The organism is Candidatus Zixiibacteriota bacterium (assembly GCA_017999435.1).
GTDB lineage: Bacteria > Zixibacteria > MSB-5A5 > GN15 > FEB-12 > JAGNLV01.
Window position 1 is genome coordinate 1,058,117 of the sequence record JAGNLV010000001.1, and the last position, 16,597, is coordinate 1,074,713.

The 16,597-nt window shown below is 66.1% G+C and carries 17 protein-coding genes; 9 read left to right on the top strand and 8 right to left on the bottom strand.

Annotation, left to right across the window (positions count from 1 at the left end; all coding sequences use genetic code 11):
* The first annotated feature begins 6 nt into the window (after positions 1–6).
* Positions 7–1,407, top strand: a complete 1,401-nt coding sequence (locus KA261_04450) for a sodium:solute symporter family protein (GenBank protein MBP7697039.1) — start codon at positions 7–9, stop codon at positions 1,405–1,407.
* Between the two features lie 15 nt (positions 1,408–1,422).
* Complete coding sequence (gene greA, locus KA261_04455) at positions 1,423–1,899, top strand: transcription elongation factor GreA (protein MBP7697040.1); 477 nt, start codon at positions 1,423–1,425, stop codon at positions 1,897–1,899.
* Positions 1,900–2,097: 198 nt separating this feature from the next.
* On the opposite strand, the gene KA261_04460 is transcribed toward greA, so the two are convergent.
* A complete protein-coding gene (locus tag KA261_04460) occupies positions 2,098–2,364 on the bottom strand; it encodes a hypothetical protein (GenBank protein MBP7697041.1) in 267 nt (88 codons plus the stop codon).
* A gap of 483 nt (positions 2,365–2,847) precedes the next feature.
* Here KA261_04460 and KA261_04465 point away from each other — a divergent pair, with 483 nt between their 5' ends.
* The 6 genes from KA261_04465 to KA261_04490 all read left to right on the top strand — a co-directional run bounded on the left by KA261_04465 (position 2,848) and on the right by KA261_04490 (position 9,481).
* On the top strand, positions 2,848–4,092 hold the full coding sequence (locus tag KA261_04465; protein ID MBP7697042.1) for a DUF1015 domain-containing protein: 1,245 nt from the start codon (positions 2,848–2,850) through the stop codon (positions 4,090–4,092).
* A 17-nt stretch (positions 4,093–4,109) separates the two neighbouring features.
* Positions 4,110–4,988: a hydroxyacid dehydrogenase gene (locus KA261_04470; GenBank protein MBP7697043.1), complete on the top strand. Its 879-nt coding sequence runs from the start codon at positions 4,110–4,112 to the stop codon at positions 4,986–4,988.
* Between the two features lie 27 nt (positions 4,989–5,015).
* On the top strand, positions 5,016–6,098 hold the full coding sequence (serC, locus tag KA261_04475; GenBank protein ID MBP7697044.1) for a 3-phosphoserine/phosphohydroxythreonine transaminase: 1,083 nt from the start codon (positions 5,016–5,018) through the stop codon (positions 6,096–6,098).
* 460 nt (positions 6,099–6,558) lie between these two features.
* On the top strand, positions 6,559–7,698 hold the full coding sequence (locus KA261_04480) for a pyridoxal phosphate-dependent aminotransferase family protein (protein ID MBP7697045.1): 1,140 nt from the start codon (positions 6,559–6,561) through the stop codon (positions 7,696–7,698).
* A gap of 6 nt (positions 7,699–7,704) precedes the next feature.
* Positions 7,705–8,835, top strand: a complete 1,131-nt coding sequence (locus tag KA261_04485) for an N-acetyltransferase (protein ID MBP7697046.1) — start codon at positions 7,705–7,707, stop codon at positions 8,833–8,835.
* 76 nt (positions 8,836–8,911) lie between these two features.
* On the top strand, positions 8,912–9,481 hold the full coding sequence (locus KA261_04490; GenBank protein ID MBP7697047.1) for a hypothetical protein: 570 nt from the start codon (positions 8,912–8,914) through the stop codon (positions 9,479–9,481).
* Between the two features lie 21 nt (positions 9,482–9,502).
* Here the strand turns inward: KA261_04490 and KA261_04495 are convergent, their stop codons facing one another.
* Genes KA261_04495 through KA261_04520 form a run of 6 tightly spaced genes read right to left on the bottom strand, consistent with a single transcriptional unit; the run spans position 9,503 to position 14,646 of the window.
* On the bottom strand, positions 9,503–10,024 hold the full coding sequence (locus tag KA261_04495; GenBank protein ID MBP7697048.1) for a macro domain-containing protein: 522 nt from the start codon (positions 10,022–10,024) through the stop codon (positions 9,503–9,505).
* Positions 10,024–10,635 carry a phosphatase PAP2 family protein gene (locus tag KA261_04500; protein MBP7697049.1) on the bottom strand — a complete coding sequence of 204 codons (612 nt, stop codon included), beginning with the start codon at positions 10,633–10,635 and terminating at the stop codon, positions 10,024–10,026. Before KA261_04500 ends, KA261_04495 begins: the two co-directional genes overlap by 1 nt.
* Positions 10,628–11,551, bottom strand: coding sequence for a hypothetical protein (locus KA261_04505; protein ID MBP7697050.1), 924 nt, complete (start codon positions 11,549–11,551; stop codon positions 10,628–10,630). Before KA261_04505 ends, KA261_04500 begins: the two co-directional genes overlap by 8 nt.
* Entirely contained in the window at positions 11,523–12,155 is a 633-nt protein-coding gene (locus KA261_04510) for a YigZ family protein (GenBank protein ID MBP7697051.1), read from the bottom strand. The genes KA261_04505 and KA261_04510 overlap by 29 nt, the downstream gene beginning before the upstream one ends.
* On the bottom strand, positions 12,152–13,060 hold the full coding sequence (locus tag KA261_04515; GenBank protein ID MBP7697052.1) for a DNA-protecting protein DprA: 909 nt from the start codon (positions 13,058–13,060) through the stop codon (positions 12,152–12,154). The genes KA261_04510 and KA261_04515 overlap by 4 nt, the downstream gene beginning before the upstream one ends.
* An 8-nt stretch (positions 13,061–13,068) precedes the next feature.
* Positions 13,069–14,646 carry a hypothetical protein gene (locus KA261_04520; GenBank protein ID MBP7697053.1) on the bottom strand — a complete coding sequence of 526 codons (1,578 nt, stop codon included), beginning with the start codon at positions 14,644–14,646 and terminating at the stop codon, positions 13,069–13,071.
* Positions 14,647–14,729: 83 nt separating this feature from the next.
* Here KA261_04520 and KA261_04525 point away from each other — a divergent pair, with 83 nt between their 5' ends.
* On the top strand, positions 14,730–15,578 hold the full coding sequence (locus KA261_04525) for a hypothetical protein (GenBank protein ID MBP7697054.1): 849 nt from the start codon (positions 14,730–14,732) through the stop codon (positions 15,576–15,578).
* A gap of 74 nt (positions 15,579–15,652) precedes the next feature.
* Here the strand turns inward: KA261_04525 and secF are convergent, their stop codons facing one another.
* Entirely contained in the window at positions 15,653–16,579 is a 927-nt protein-coding gene (gene secF / locus KA261_04530) for a protein translocase subunit SecF (GenBank protein MBP7697055.1), read from the bottom strand.
* Positions 16,580–16,597: the final 18 nt, after the last annotated feature.

Here is a 16,597-nt window from a genome sequence, read left to right on the forward strand (position 1 = left end):
GCGGGTATGCACCTCGTTGATTACGCCATCATTGTCGCCTACCTGGCCGTGCTGTTGTACCTCGGCCTGCGCAACCCGCTGACGGGGAAAAACAGCACGGGCGAGCTGATCCTCGGGGGCCGCCTGCTCGCCCTCCCGGCCTTTGTCGCCAGCCTGGTCTCGACCTGGTACGGCGGGATCCTCGGGGTCGGGGAGTACAGCTACCGTCACGGGCTGTCCAACTGGCTTGTTTTCGGGCTTCCCTACTATCTCGCCGCGGCGCTTTTCGCGGTGCTCCTGGCCCGCCGCGCGCGCGAATCGCTCGTGCTGACTATCCCCGACCGCCTCGCCCAGGCGTACGACAACCGCACCGCCATCGCCGGGGCAGCCATCATCTACCTCATGACTGTCCCCTCCGCCTACATTCTTATGACCGGCGTTCTGTGCGAGTATCTGTTCGGCTGGCCGTTCTGGCTGGGCGTCGTGGTCGGCACCTTCTTCTCGATCGTGTACGTGTACACGGGCGGGTTCGTCTCGATGGTGCGCACCGATATGCTGCAGTTCGTACTCATGTTCCTCGGGTTCATTGTCATGCTCGGAGCAGCCGTCGCGCGCTACGGCGGGTGGTCGTTTCTGCGCTCGGCCGTGCCGGCGGACCATTTCACCTGGCACGGCGGCAACGCCCCGTTCTACGTGGCGATCTGGTATGTGATCGCCCTGGCCACCCTGATTGAGCCAGCGTTCTACCAGCGCTGCTACGCTGCGACGAGCGTGCGGGTCGCCCGCGTCGGGATCTACATCTCCATCGCCTTCTGGGCCGTCTTCGACTTCCTCACCACCGTCACCGGCATGTACGCCCGGGCCATCCTCCCCGAGCTCGCCGATCCGGTGTCGTCGTATCCCGCGCTGGCCTTTCATCTCCTCCCGCCCGGTCTGCTGGGGATTTTTGCGCTGGGGCTGTTAGCGACGGTGATGTCCACGGTCGATTCGTACGCGCACATCGCCGCCACCACGTTCGGAAACGACATTGTCGGCCGGGCCGCACGGCTCAAGGCGGGGGGGATCCTGTTCTACTCGCGGCTGGGGCTCGTCATCTCGTCCGTCCTCGCCATCCTCGTCGCCATCTTCTTCCGCTCGGTCGTCGACATCTGGCACGCATTCGGGTCGGTGGGAACGCCCGCCCTGCTGGTGCCGGTGGTTACCTCATTTGTGGGGCGCCGGCGGCTTCGCCCCGCGTGGGCTTTGTTATCGATTGTCGCGTGCGGCGGGTTGTCGGCGCTCTGGCTGGCGGCGAGCTATGTCCGCGCCGACGGCGGCTACTGGTTCGGGATCCAGCCGATTCTCCCCGGCCTTGTGCTTTCGCTGCTGCTCTTTGCCCTCTTTTCCCGCCCCGTTGCCCCTGGAAACTTGCCAACTCCCCCGGATTAGCGTATTATAAGGCGTATGAGCGAACCGATTTACATGTCCAAAGACGGCGTCCGTAAACTCGAGGTGGAGTTGACCCGCCTGAAGTTTGAGGAACGACCGAAAATCGTAGCCGACATCAAGCGCGCCCGCGAGCACGGCGACTTGTCCGAAAACGCCGAATACCACGCCGCCAAAGAGGCCCAGGCCCACCTCGAGCGACGCATCGCCGAACTGGAGCTCAAACTCTCGCGGGTCCAGACGATCGACACCGACGCCATCCCCTCCGACCGGGTGTACCTCTATGCGAAAGTGCTGGTGGAGGACATGGTCGACGGGGAGCAGATTCAGTATGCCGTCGTCCCCCCGGCGGAGGCCGACGTCGACAACGACATCATTTCCGTCGAATCCCCGATCGGCAAGGGTCTGCTGGGCAAAGCGGAGGGGGAGGTGGCGGAAATCGCTGTTCCCGCCGGCATGCTCCGATACAAGATTCTGAAGATCTCGCGCGACTGAGCGGCACCCGCGTTGGGCCGCCTGCGTTCCGCAGGGAGTTCGATGGCGGGGGTTTTTCCCGGCGCCGGGAACGAGCAACCCATCGCGGCCCTCCCCCGAGGCGGGCAACCTGCCCGCGGGTCCGTGTGATCCCTTGAGTCCCTGCGCGAAGCTCCCCCGATTCCCTTGCGGCGCGCCTCCCCCGGCGGCGCCGCTCAATCACTCGTCGTCGTCCCCGAACGTCCCCTCCACCGGGTCTTCTTCGAAGTAGTCCTCGTCTTCTTCCGGTTCGAGTCCGGCGGCAAGATAAGCGCATTCAAGGGAGCAGTATATTTCCCCCTCTTGTTTCACCGGTTTCCCTTTGATCTCTTCGCCGCACTGTGCGCACTGCATGCTGGTATCCCTCAGGTTATGACCTTCCTGCCACTTTTGTGCGCGGGTGCGGTGACCCGCGCCGCGGTCAGGTTTTTCGACGTCTTCTGCCATCGCTGATTTACGGCCGATGACTCTGTCGGGCGGCCGTTTTCAGTCCCCATATAGAACGGGTGAATTTCCCCGCGCAACTGATTTTTCCATGTCGGGCGCGGTTTTTGACCTCTCCCGGCGCGCCCCGAAAGCCCGCCCGCCGCACGACTTCCGGGCCGGCACGCGCGGTCAAGCGGCGAATTCATCCGGCTGAGCCACCGGCCGGGTTCAGGGAGCGTCCGGTGCGTCAATTTCAGTCGAACTATGACGGAATTCGACCGGCTGCGCACCCTTCCGCCGCTCCGGAGGCGGCCGCCGCGTTCCCGCGTTTTCCTGTTCCGGCGGTCCCGATTGCGCCGGTTTTCCTATGGGTAGCCGCGTGCGGCGCGGAGTACGGCCGCCGCCTGCAGGCGCGCCCGATTTCGGTTGACCTCGCATTCCTGCGTCCTATATTGTACGCAAGTTGTGAAATCGTTCACATTAGGCCCCAAAGCGAGGATTGCAATGTCGATTGTCAGGCCCTTCAAGGGGCTTCGCCCCCGACCCGAATACGCCGGCCAGGTCGCCGCGCCGCCGTATGATGTCCTGTCCTCGGACGAGGCGCGCGCGATGGCCGCCGGCAACCCGATTTCATTTCTCCACGTGAACAAGCCGGAAATTGATTTCCCGCCGGACCAGGACCCGACCGCTCCCGCCGTTTATGAGGCCGGGCGCAAGAATCTCCAGGCGCTGGTCGACCGCGGCGTCATGTGCCGCGACACCTCCCCCTGCCTCTACCTGTATCGTTTGACCTGGCGGGGGCGGAGCCAGACCGGTCTCTGGGCGCTGACGTCGTGCGATGAATACAATCGCAACCTGATCAAGAAACACGAGCACACCCGTCCGGCCAAAGTCTCCGATCGGGCCGACCACATGGAGACACTCGGCGCCCAAGTGGGACCGGTCTTCTCCTGCTTCCGGCACAACGAAGAGATCCGGCGGCTTTTCGACCACGTCAAGAAGGTACCGCCGATGATCGACATTACGACCGAGCAGGGCGTGCGCCACGAGCTCTGGGTGATCAGCCACCGCGACACACTCGACAGCCTGGCGGCGGCCTTCGGCCGGCTGCCGTACCTGTATATCGCCGATGGCCACCACCGGTCGGCCGCGGCGGCCGAGGTGGCGGGCCGCCGGGCGGCGAAGAACCCGCACCACAGCGGCGACGAACACTACAACTTCTTTATGAACGTGATCTTTCCCGACGACGAGCTTCGCATTCTCCCGTACAATCGCGTCGTCCGGAGCCTCAACGGCATGACCCTCGAGGAGCTCTTTGCGCGGGCCGGCGACACCTTCACGTTCGCGCCGTCGGACGCTCCGGTCGAGCCGCAGAAACCGTACGAGTTCGGCCTCTACGCCGCCGGCCGCTGGTACCGGATGAGCGCCCGGCCGGGGAAGGTGGCGGCGGCCGGTCCGGCTGAGGCCATTGACTCCGCCGTCCTGACCCGGCACTTTCTCACGCCCTATCTTGGCATCAAGGATATTCGCACCGACGACCGGATCGACTTTGTCGGCGGCATTCGCGGCGTGAACGAGCTTGAGCGCCTGGTCGACTCCGGCGCCTTCGCCATCGCGTTCTCGCTTTTCCCGGCGACGGTTGACCAGCTGCTGGCGGTGGCCGACGCCGGCGAAGTCATGCCGCCCAAGTCTACCTGGTTTGAACCCAAACTCCGTAGTGGCCTCGTGGTGAACTACCTCGATGAATAGATGAAAGGGATGGATGTATGTTGATTCTCATTTCCGACGCGTTTGATGCTTCCCTGCCGGGCATTTTGTCCCGGTTCGGCGAGGTGACCGATGACAAGTCCCGTCTGGCCGACGCCGAGATCGTGCTGATTCGGAGCAAGACGAAAGTGACGCGGGAGTACATCGACTCGGCTCCCCGTCTGCGCTACGTCATTCGGGGCGGCGTCGGCCTGGACAACGTCGATGTCGCCTACGCCCGGACCAAGGGGATCAAGGTCGACAACACGGCGGATGCCTCCACCACCGCGGTGGCCGAGCTGGCGTTCGCCCTCATGATTGCGCTGCCCAACCACATTGCCGCCGCCGACGCGTCCATGCGCCAGGGGAAGTGGCTGAAGAACGAGCTCAAGCGCACCGAGCTGTACGGCAAGACGCTGGGGATCCTCGGCATCGGCCGGATCGGCCTGTCGCTGGCGGTCCGCGCCCGCGCTTTCCAGATGAGAGTTCTCGGGTGGCACCCCGATGTCTACTTCACCGACTTCGCCGAGATCTGCCCGACCATGGAAGAGGTGCTCGAGCGCTCCGACTATGTGTCGCTCCACATGCCGCTCGTCGATTCCACCCGCGGCATCATCAACAAGGAGACGCTCAAGAGATTCAAGGACGGCGCCTACCTGATCAACACCGGCCGCGGCAAGTGCATCGTCGAGCAGGATGTCGTGGACGCCCTCAAGAGCGGCAAGCTCCGCGGGTATGCCACCGACGTGTGGAATTCCGACCCGCCAGAGAATTCGCCGCTGCTGGGCGCTCCGAACACGATTCTTACGCCGCACATCGGCGCCTCCACCAAGGAGAACATGATCCGCATCGGCATCATTGTCGAGCGGCTCATCGAAGACTACACGGCCAAGAAGTAACCGCTCACGGCATAGGGAGAAAATCTTATGGCTCATCGTGTCTACAATTTCAATCCCGGGCCCGCCGTCCTCCCCCTGGAGGTCCTCGAGACCGTCCAGAAGGAGCTTCTGGATTACAAGGGCACGGGGATGTCGATTCTCGAGAGTTCCCACCGCGCGGCCGAGTACACCGAGGTCAACGACCAGTGCATCGCCCTCGCGCGCGAGCTCTTCGGCCTGCCCGCGGATTACCACGTTCTGTTCATGACCGGCGGCGCCTCCACCCAGTTCGCACTTGTCCCCATGAACTTCCTGAACGGCAAGACGGGCGCCTACATCGACACCGGCTCCTGGTCCAACAAGGCGATCAAGGAAGCCAAGATCGTGGGGAAAGCCCACGTCTGCTACTCCGGCAAGGAGGGCGGCTACAAACACATTCCGACCCAGAAGGAACTCGATATTCCCGCCGACGCCGCCTATCTCCACATGACCACCAACAACACGATCTACGGCACCCAGTTTTCCTCCATTCCGGACAGCAAGGGGCTGCCGTTGATCGCCGACATGTCCTCCGACATCGCCTCGCGGCGGCTCGACTTCACGAAGTTCGACCTCATCTACGCGGGCGCCCAGAAGAACATCGGCCCCGCCGGCGTCACCCTCGTCCTCCTGAGGGACCGGCTGCTGAAGACGGCCAATCCGAACCTGCCGACCATGTTCAAGTACGGCACCCACGCCGAGGAGAAGTCGCTCTACAACACGCCGCCGGCATTCGGCGTCTACGTCATGAAACTCGTCTTCGAGTGGATCAAACGGCAGGGCGGCCTGGCGGCGGTCGAAAAGGTCAACCTGGCCAAGAAGGAACGGGTGTACCAGATAATGGATCTGTACCCCGATTACTACCGCGGCCACTGCGACAAGGAAAGCCGCTCCTGGATGAACATCACCCTCCGCCTTCCCACCGAGGATCTCGAGAAGAAGTTCCTCGCGGAGGCCAAGGCGCAGGGGTTCATCGGGCTCAAGGGCCACCGCAGTGTCGGCGGCATCCGGGTCTCCGCCTACAACGCCCTGCCGCTTGAAGGCGTCGACAAGCTCGTGGCGTTCATGGAGAAGTTCAAGAAGCAGAACTGACCCGGCCCGTGCATCCGGTCAACATCCGCGGCGAGGCCCCAGCCTCGCCGCTTTCTTTATCCGGCCCGACCGGGCGGCCCGCCGGCGCCGCATCGGGCCGGGAGTCCCGGTTCCGGATCGCCGGCGGCAAGCGGGGCGATCGCATTCGTGGATTTCGCTCGCACCGTCCCTCGCGAGGGTGCGCCCGGCCTTCGATTCCGGTGGGCGGGTGAGGGCGGCCAGGCGGGGGGAGTTCAGCTCTAAGATGTTATTTCGCAAGAGGTAACGATCTCCCGAAGCGAACCGGCTATTAACTTGACAAACATACCCAGAATGGCTTTCATAGACGGTTCGGACGGAGTGTGCCAACCGCAACAAAGGAGTTGACTTGCCAGCCGAGAAGAAGGCCGCTGTGGTGACGTCATACCCGGACCTGTTCGAGAAGTGCTACGCGTACACCGAACCGCAGAAGGTGCAGGCGATGGGGATCTATCCCTATTTCCATCCCCTGCAGTCGGCGCCGGGCAACGAGGTGATTGTCGACGGTAAGAAGTGCATCATGGTCGGCTCCAACAACTACCTCGGCCTGGTCGACCATCCCAAGGTGAAGGAGGCGGCGGCCGAGGCGGCCCGCAAATTCGGTTCCGGGTGCACCGGTTCGCGCTTTCTCAACGGCACGCTCGACCTGCACCTGGAGCTGGAGGAGCGGCTGGCCCGGTTCATGCAGCGCCCGGCCGCCCTGGTCTTCTCCACCGGTTTCCAGACCAACCTGGGGACGATTGCGACGCTCGTGGGTAAGAACGACGCCGTCGTGATCGACCGCAGCGACCACGCGAGCATAGTCGACGGCACCCGGCTCTCCTTCGGCAAGGTGTACAAGTTCGCCCACAACAACACGGAGGATCTCGACCGGGTGCTCGCCCGCGTCCGGCGCGAGATCACCCGCGGCGGCGTTATCATTGTCGTCGACGGCGTCTTCTCCATGGAGGGCGACATCATCAATCTCGCCGACCTGGTCCCGGTGGCCGAGAAGTACAACGCGCGGGTGCTGGTTGACGACGCCCACGCGGTGGGCGTTCTCGGCAAGACCGGCGCCGGCACGGCCGAGCACTTCGGCCTGATCGACCGCGTCGGCATCACCATGGGCACGTTCTCGAAATCGTTCGCCTCGCTCGGCGGATTCATCGCCGCCGACTGGGAAGTCATCAACTACATCAAGCACCGGGCGCGGGCGCTGATCTTTTCCGCCTCCATCCCCCCGTCCAACGCCGCCGCCGTGCTGGCCGCGCTCGACATCATCCAGGCGGAACCGGAACGGCGCGAGCGCCTCTGGAAGAATGCGCTGCGCATGCAGAAGGAGTTCCGCGACCTGGGCTTCAACATCTGCCACTCGCAGACCCCGATTGTCCCGCTCGTCGTCGGCGACGACCTCGATGCGTTCGCCTTCTGGAAAGCTCTCTTCGACAACGGCGTTTTCACCAACCCGGTGATTTCTCCCGCCGTGCCGCCGGGCCAGGCCATGATCCGCACCTCCTACACCGCCACCCACACCGACGACCAGCTCGACCGCGTGGTCGAGGTGATCGCCAAGGTCGGCCGCGAGAAGGGGATCATTCCGTAGACGCCTATGCCGAACAACGTCCAGGTCGTCGAAGTTGAGTCGCGCGCGCAGTTGCGGGATTTCATTACCTATCCCAACCGCCTCTACCGGGATGATCCGTGCTACGTCGTTCCGCTGCTGAGCGAGCGCCTGGAGTTCTTTGATTTTGAGAAGAACCCGTTCTACCGGGCCGCCCGGGTGCGGCTCTTTCTCGCCAAGCGGGGGGAGGTAACGGTGGGGCGGATCGCCACCTGCATCAATTATGCCCACAACGAGTTCCACGGCGAGAAGACCGGGTTCTTCGGCTTCTTCGACTGCCCCGACGACTACGATGTTGCGTTTGTCCTGCTCAAGGTTGCCATGATCCGGCTCAAGATGGAGGGGATGGAGAAGATGCGCGGCCCCATGAACTTCTCCACCAACCACGAAATCGGCTTCCTGGTCGAGGGTTTTGACGAGCCGCCCCGCATCATGATGCCCTACAACCCGCCGTACTTGCCGGAGCTCGCGGCCCGTTTCGGCCTGCGCAAGGCGATGGACCTCCTGGCGTACAAACTCACCGATGAGACCCCGATCCCCGAGCGCGTGGAGACGGTGATCGGGAAGATCCGGCAGCGCGGCAATCTGGTCGTCCGCCCCATCCGCCTCCGCGACTTCGACAACGAGGTCGACCGGGTGAACCAGGTCTACAACCAGGCCTGGCAGAACAACTGGGGGTTTGTGCCGATGGGCGACGCCGAGTTCCGCTGGATCGCCCGCAATCTCCGGCAGGTGATCGATCCCGACCTCGCCCTGCTGTGCGAGCACGAGGGCCGCCCGGTCGCCTTCATCCTCGGCATCCCCGACATCAACCAGGCGCTCGCCCGCCTCCGCGGCCGCCTGTTCCCGCTCGGGCTGCTCCGGCTGCTCTGGCACACCAAGATCCGGAACAAGATCGACGGCGTGCGGGTGCTCACCATGGGAGTCATTCCCCCCTACCAGCGCCGCGGCATCGACATGATGCTCTACACGGAGGTCTACCGCCGGGGCGTCAAGAAGGGGTACCGGTGGGCCGAGCTCTCGTGGATTCTCGAGACCAACACCCTCATGCGCAGCGCCGCCGACGCGATCGGCGCCAAAGTCTACAAGCGCTACCGCATCGTCGAATTGCCCCTCTAGCCCCGCCGGTCGGGGCGCGCCGGCGGCCGCCCGAAACGCCGTTGACCTGGCGCGCGCCAACCGCTATACTGTCCCCATGCCGAACGTTCTGCCGCGCAACACCCGGGCCGTGCTCGGCGCCGTTCTCCTGGCCGCCCTTCTCGGCGCCGCCTGCACCAGCCGCTACCGCATGGAGCTCTACTACCTCGCCGACGCCGAGCGGTCGCGCATCGACGTCGAGCAGGCTCTCTTCACGCCGGCGACCCGCCTGAATGATCCGCTCGCCGTCCCCGACATCGTCAGCGGCGAGGGGAGCACAGCCGTGATCACGGTCGGCAAACGGGGCGAACGATACCCGGGTACCGGCGCCTACCGGGCCCTCTCGTTCGACCAGTACCTGCAGTACCGCATCTACCTGGAGTTGCCGAGCCCTCCCTGGGACGGCCTTCCCGACACGATCCCGGTCGTCGGCCGATCCTACGTGCGCCTCATGCGGTTCTACGAGCGGCCCCCGGCCGAGCGCACCTACGGGCCGGAGACCGGCGCGTTCGTGATCGACTCGGTGCGCGGCAGCAGCCTCTACGGCACGTTCGACGGCGCTCAGTGGGTCAACGGCGCCGGCCACCGCGTCGGCTTCGAGGGCCGCGTCAAGATGCGTGTGAAGTAGAGCGCGGCGGTCCCGCCGTGCTCACCGGTGTGCCTCCGCCGCCTTCAGAAACGCCCGGTACCCGAGTTCATCGTACAGGCAGAAGACCACGCGCTCGAGGTGCCGCGCCTCGGTGCGGAAGCCGCGGGCTGCTTTGACCATGATGTTCGCGCAGGCGGTCATGGGGAATCCCCCCACGCCTGTCCCGAAGGCCGGCAGCGCCACCGACTTGAGCTGCAGGCGGTCGGCCAGGTTCAGGCTCGCGATGGTCGCCTGGCGGATGTAGCGGTCGTTTGTCCTGAGATCCTGCCCCATCACCGCGGCGTGGATGACATACTTGTAGCGCAGCCGCCCGGCGGTGGTCGCCACCGCCTGGCCGGGCGGGATCGGTCCCTTCGCGATCGCCTCCTGCTCGACCGATTCTCCGCCGGCCGCCTTGATCGCCCCGGCAACGCCCGCTCCCATCCAGAGCTTCGTGTTGGCGGCGTTCACGATCGCTTCGGCCAGAGCCTCGACGATGTTCCCTTTCACGATCTCGACCGTGAACGCTTGATTTTCGGTCATCACTCCCTCGCTTTCTTCCCATCGGCCGATTCGTTGGGCGGGATGCAGCCCGGCCGGGCGCGCCGCTCGGCCATCCTCGTTTCGACCCAGCGGTATCCCTGGGCCGCCGCCGTCCCGATCGCCGCTCCGAGGAGCGTCCCCACGGCGACGTCCCCGACATAGTGGACGCCGACGAAGACGCGGCTGAGTGCGATCACCGCCGCGAGGGCGAGCAGCAGCCACCGCCACCGGGGCGCGGCCAGCGCAAACAGGGCCGCCTGTCCGAACGCATTGGCGGCGTGCGAGGAGGGCATGGCTTTGCCGCCCCCGCAGGCGACGAGCAGGTGAATGTCGGTCAGCGCCTGGCACGGCCGGGGCCGCGCGATGAGCGGTTTGAGCACCGCCGAGGATAACTGGTCGGTGAGCACGAGCGCGGCCGCCGAAAAGAGCACCACCCGGCGCACGCGGGCGTCGCCGCGCAGCAGCAGGATCACCATCGCCGCCCCATACCCCACCCGCAGCAGCACGTCGGAGGTCACCACCGGCATCAGGAGGTCGGTCACCGGGTTCGCCAGCGTCATGTTGACGAACAAGAAGAGCGCCCGGTCGACGGCGTTCAGCGTCTCAAGCATACGTCTCCGGCGGCCGCTGGAGGAATTTCCGCAGTTGGGACAGGGTGGGCATCCCGCCGCGCGCTCCCGGCCTCGTGCACTTGAGAGCCGCCGCCGCGCTCCCCAGGCGCAGCCGCTCGGCCATGTCCTTCCCCCGCAGCAAACCGTACAGGTACCCCGCGTGGAACGCATCCCCCGCCCCGGTGGTATCCACCGCCTCGATCCGGTACGCGGGGTGGTGGCTGCGGCGTCCCGCCTCCAGTCCTGTCGCGCCGCGGATTCCCTCCGTGATCACGACCGTCCCCCCGCAGATTTCGGCCAGTCGCGCCAGCGCCCGGGGCGTCTCCCGCTCGCCGGTGTAGGGCAGCGCCCACGAATCGGCGACCACGAGGTGATCCACGAGCGGCAGCACCGGCGTGACATCGTTGCGCATCGATCCGATATCGAAAGTCACCGTCGCCCCCGCCCGCTTTCCCCACCGGGCCAGCCGCACCGTCGCCTCGATATCCCGCCCGTCGAGATGCAATACCCGGGGGACCGGGTAGTGCGAGAGTCTGAGATCCCTCGGCTCGATGAAGATCCGGCGGTGGAGAACAATTGTCCGCCGTCCGTCGGGCTCGATGAACCCGTACGCCGTGGCCGACGGCGTGCGTTTCTTGACGATCATGTGGGCGGTCTCCACGCCCTCCCGGGCCAGTTCGGCCAGCAACACCTGTCCCGGGTGATCATCGCCAATCGCCGCGATCACTGCCGTCCGACAGCCCATGCGCGCCAGACCGACCATCGCATTCGGCACCGGCCCGCCCCCCTGCACCGTCATGTGCGTCGCATCGGCTTTCCCCCCGAGTTCGGGGAACCGCGGAATAGCCGCGAGGTAATCCAGCGGGATGATCCCCATCCCGAGGGCATCAAGCGGTGTCGTCGTCGTCTGCCGCAATGGTTGCTTTGCCTCCGGATATTTGCACGATGTCGCGGCGGAGCGCCACCGCCCTTGACCGGCGCACGGCGATGACGAGCCGGACGCGGTCGGTGAACTCGGCCTCAACCTGCTGCGCCTCGTGCTGGTGCATGGCCTTGGCCACGAGGTCGTACAGGGGGAACTCAATCCCCACTTCGAGGCGCTCCGTAAGATAGTTCGCCCGTGTTCCCGCCGCGTCGAGCGCGCCGGCGGCCGTCTCGCTGTACGCCCGCGCCAGTCCCCCGGGGCCGAGTTTGGTCCCGCCGAAGTAGCGGGTCACGACCACGATCGTGTTGGCCAGCCCCCGCCCGATTACGGCGTCGTAGATCGGCCGCCCGGCTGTTCCCGACGGCTCGCCGTCGTCCGAGTACTTGAACATCGCCCCCTCGCTCAGCCCGACCGTGTAGGCGAAGCAGTGGTGGGTGGCGGCGTGCTCCCGCCGGCGGATCCCCGCGAGGAACTCCAGCGCGGCCGAGGGTGTTCCCGCTTCCGCACACTCGCCGATGAACCGCGAGGCTTTGACCTTGATCTCATGCCGCGCCGGCCGGGCGATCGTATGGTAGACGTCCTCCATGCGGTTCACACGAGGGCGGCGATGATCTGGTCCGCCTGCTCCGGAGAGTCCAGCGGCACCGCCCCATACTCGGTCAGCCGGTCCATCGCCGCCGAGTCCGACAGCGGACCGAGCCGGTGGTGCGCCACGATGAACACCAGCTTGCCGATCTGGCTGCAGAACTCGACCAGGTCGAGGGCCTCCCGGGAATCGGCGTAGATCTCGGTCACGACCACGGCGTTGCTCAGGCCGGCGAGGAGGCGGTTGGCCGCGGCGAAACCGCCCTGCTCGTGCCCCTGGTCCGGGGCGAGTTCCGACAGGACGCCTCCTCCGCGCAAGGCGTCGATCGCCACCGGCAGTTGCTCGGCGGCGTCGATCCGGTCGAGCCCCGATTCGATCACCGCAAACGATCCCTGCTCCGCCGCCCGCGCGCCGAGATGGGCGGCGGCATCGATCCCCCGGCGCAGCGACGCCACGACCTGGACGCCGTCCGCCGCGAACCGCCGCGCCAGATCGACCGTCAGTTCGATCCCCTCTGCCGTGGCATCCGAGGCTCCCGCGAGCGTAACGGCCTTCCGATCATTCGCCGGCAGACTTCCCCGCACGTAGAGCAGCGGCGGCGGGTCGTTGAGTTCCTCGAACCGCCGGGGATACTCGGCATCGAGGCGCGTCACAATGCGGATGTCGCGCTCGCGCAGACGGTCGTACTCGGCCTGCGCCTCGCCCAGATGGGTCTCGGCCTGCCGGATCTGTTCCGCCCGGTCGTCCTCCAGGTCGTCAATCGCGTGCAGCGAGGACGCCGACACCGCGAAGATCGCATCGAGGCTGCCGAACCGCCCCATCAGGAGGTCAAACAACCGGGGTCCCACCCCGGCGTAGCGGCAGAGGGCGAGGACTCTCACGGCCTGGTTGTATCCGGGAATATGTTCTTCCATGTTCCAAGCTACGGCCGCGTGCGGGCAATGTCAACGGCCGCGTCCGGCGCGCCGGTCCGGGATCGCTCGCCCGCCATCAGATACCCCATGCGCTCGGCCATCTTTCGCGCGCCGTCCGCCGCGGGCCCCGTCTCGGCCAGGGAGAGGTAGTAGTACAGGGCCGCCTGGTCGGGGTCCTCGTGCAGCGCCGTCCGGAGCAGCCGGGCGGCGGCGGCCCGCCGCCCCGCCGCCAGCAGACCGACGGCGTCGGCCGCCTGCAGGAACGACGTCCGCCCGACCGCCTCGCGAAGCCGCTTCCGGTCGGCCGGGTGGTCGATCCCGGACAGGAACTGGTGGAAGAAGCCGGGGTAGTCCGCCACCCCGTAGGCCGTGGAATCGAGCACGCGCGCCACCGTAGCGAGGTATTCGGCGGGGTCGTCAAACCGTAACCGGCCGGTCAGGGCCGCGCCGATGATCTTCTCATTGACCCGGTCAAAGGCCGCCGCGTTCACCCAGTTCGCGCCGTGCGCCATGACCGAGTTGACATCGGACACGTGAATCCCTCCCAGGGCGTGGCCGATCTCGTGCAGCAGCGTCAGCGCATTCGCCATCGCCTGCCACAGCGTGTCTCCCGGCGCCGCCGCCGGCAGCAAGTCCATGTACACGCGCCGCCGGCCAAGCTGGGCCATGCCGATCTCCTCCCGCACTCCGCCGCCGAAGTATTGCTCGCGCGAGAGCATCCGGTGGAAAGCGACGGCCAGCGTGTCGGCGGAGACGGACACGGCCCGGCGAAATTCGGGGTACCCGGCCGCCAGCGATCCTTCATCGGCGGCGTTCTCCGGCAGAGGCGCCGCCGAGACGATGCGCAAGGCGACGCCGAACTGGGCGGCGAGGTGTGTCGAGGCGAGGTCGACGATCCGGCGGATGAGCGCCATTGCCGCGCCCGAATCGGCCGCCAGCTCTTTCCCGAGGTAGACTTTCACCGGCGCGGTCGCGCGGAGGGCGCGGGCCAGGGGTTCGGCCGGGGGAAGCTCATCCCCGATCTGCGCGACCAGCCGCTGCACCACACGTTCGTAGGGCTCGCCGGCAAGCGTGCGGCCGGGGCGGCGGCGGGCGTTCGGGTCCGGCCGCCCCGCCGCGGCCGCAGTTCCCCCGGCTGCCACCTCCCAGCCGTGCGCGGTGAGCTGCCGCCGTTCGTACGCGGCCTCGATTTGGAGGCAGTCCTCGACCACCGCTTTGTACCGTCGCCGGTGGGCGTCGCGGATTTCACCCGTCCGCTCCCCCGCCCGCCCGCGCCAGCGGACCACCAGCACCTCTCTCACCCCTTCCCCGGCCAGCGAGTCCAGGAGACCGCGGTCCTCCGCCGGCGTCTCCCGCAGGGTCACCGTCACCCCGCGCCCGGTCATGGCGGCCAGGTGCGCGAGGTGGTTGGCCAGCGACCGCCCGAGCCGGTCGGCGAGCGCCGCCGGCTGATCGGCGGTGCTCTCCGTATCCATCGGCGCCACCACCGCCACCGGCGCCTGGACTTTCGGATGGCTGCTGTCGACCGCCTGCACGGGGGAAGACGCGAGCAGCACCGACAGGAAAAGGGCGGGACGAGGGACCATAGGGCATATATTACGGCCGGAGGGCTTGAAATTCAAGCCGCGTGTTCCTATCATATGCGCGAACCGACAGCCTGAGAGGATCTATGCTGCGACTGCTCCCGATCGTCCTGGCCGCCCTCCTGATCGCCGGCTGCGGCGGCGAACCCAAGACGGAGGCCGAGCTTCGCGAGGCCGGGAAGAAAGCCTTCGTCAAGGAGGATTTCGCCAAAGCCCGCGACTACCTCGGCCGGCTCGTCCGCCTCCATCCCTCCGACCGCGACGCGCTCTATTTCCTCGGGATGGCCTACTCGAAAGACCTCAAGTATGATTCGGCCCTCTACTACCTCGAGCGCGTCAACACTCTCTACGAGGACGACCGGGAGGCGAATCTCGAGCTCTACCGGATCGGCATGCTCACGCAGGATGCGAAGGTTGCCAAGGATGCCATCGGCGCCCTCATCCGCACGGGCGACCCGGCCGACATGTATTACGAGGACCTGGCCCGGTTGAGCCTGATGCTCAAGCAGTATGCGCTCGCGACCCGCTATTTTCGCATCCTGCTCGAGCGCGAGCCCGATCAGCCGCAGCGCTATCTCGACGCCGCCAACGCCGTCGCCGGGCTCGACTCCCTCGCCGTGGCGGTTGCTCTCCTCGACTCCGCGGCGGCCCGTTTCGGCGCGCGGCCGGAGTTCCTGCTCAACAAATCGCTCTACCTGACCGCCCAGGAGAAGTACGGGGAGAGCGAGGCGATCATCCGCGGGCTCATCGCCGCCGACACCGGCAATCTCGGGTACAAGGTCAACCTCGCCCACGTCCTCTCGTCGACTGACAGCGAGGCGAAGCGGCGCGAGGCCTACGCGCTCTACCACGACCTGAAGGGCCGGGTCGACGCCCGATTCGCGGTCGATTCCCTGATGGCGGATCTCGCCCGGAAGCTCGACAGCGCGCAGTGACCGTGCGCGGGCCGCGCCCGGCCAAAAAAAGGGCCGGCGGATGAACCGCCGGCCGCTGCCAGAAGATCAGCTTCTCATTTGAAGCGCTTGGGTCGGCGGGCCTCCCATTCGACCACGATCGGGCTGGCCACGAACCAGGAGCTGTATGTCCCGACGATAATCCCCAGCACCATCGCCACCGAGAACGTCCGGAGCACCTCGCCGCCGAAGATGGTGAGGGCGAGAATTGACACGAGCGTTGTGCCGCCGGTGTTGATCGTCCGCGAGATGATCTCGTTGATCGACCGGTTGACGGCGCCGGCGAACTCCCCTTTGGTCCGCCACTTCTTGAGATTCTCCCGGATCCGGTCGAACACGACCACCGTGTCGGTCAGCGAATACCCCGCCAGCGTCAGCAGCGCCGTCACCAGCAGGAGGTCGAATTCGAAACCGAGCAGGAGCATGATCCCCAGAACCGCCAGGACGTCGTGGAAGGTAGCGACGGCTGCGGCCACGCCGAACCGGAAGTCGAAGCGGATCCAGATGTAGACGAGGATGCCCAAAAGCGACAGGAGCACCGCTTTCTGGGTATCGCTGCGGAGCGATTCTCCGACGGCCGGGCCGATGATGTGTTCGGACACTTTCTCGAACGAGTTGTCGGTGAAACGCTGCCGGATCGCCCCCTCGATGGCCGTGAGCCGCTGCTGTCCCTCTCCTTCCACGGTCGGTCGCTTGGTCTTGAGGATGAAAGCGTTCGGCTTTTCGAAATTCTGCAACTGGGTGATCTGGGCATCAGGCGCGGCCGAGCTCACTGCCATCCGCAGGTCCTCGATCGCGACCGGCTTTTCGAACGCGGCGTAGATCATCGTCCCGCCGGCGAAATCGATTCCCAGGTCGGCCTTGCCCGTCCAGACCAGGACCGTGGCGAACAGGCCGCCGATCACCAGCACGATGGAGATCGCGAAGGCGATCTTCCGCGCGCCGATGAAGTTGATGTTGGTCTCGGGTACTATTGTGAACATGTCGTCTTCTCTCTCCGT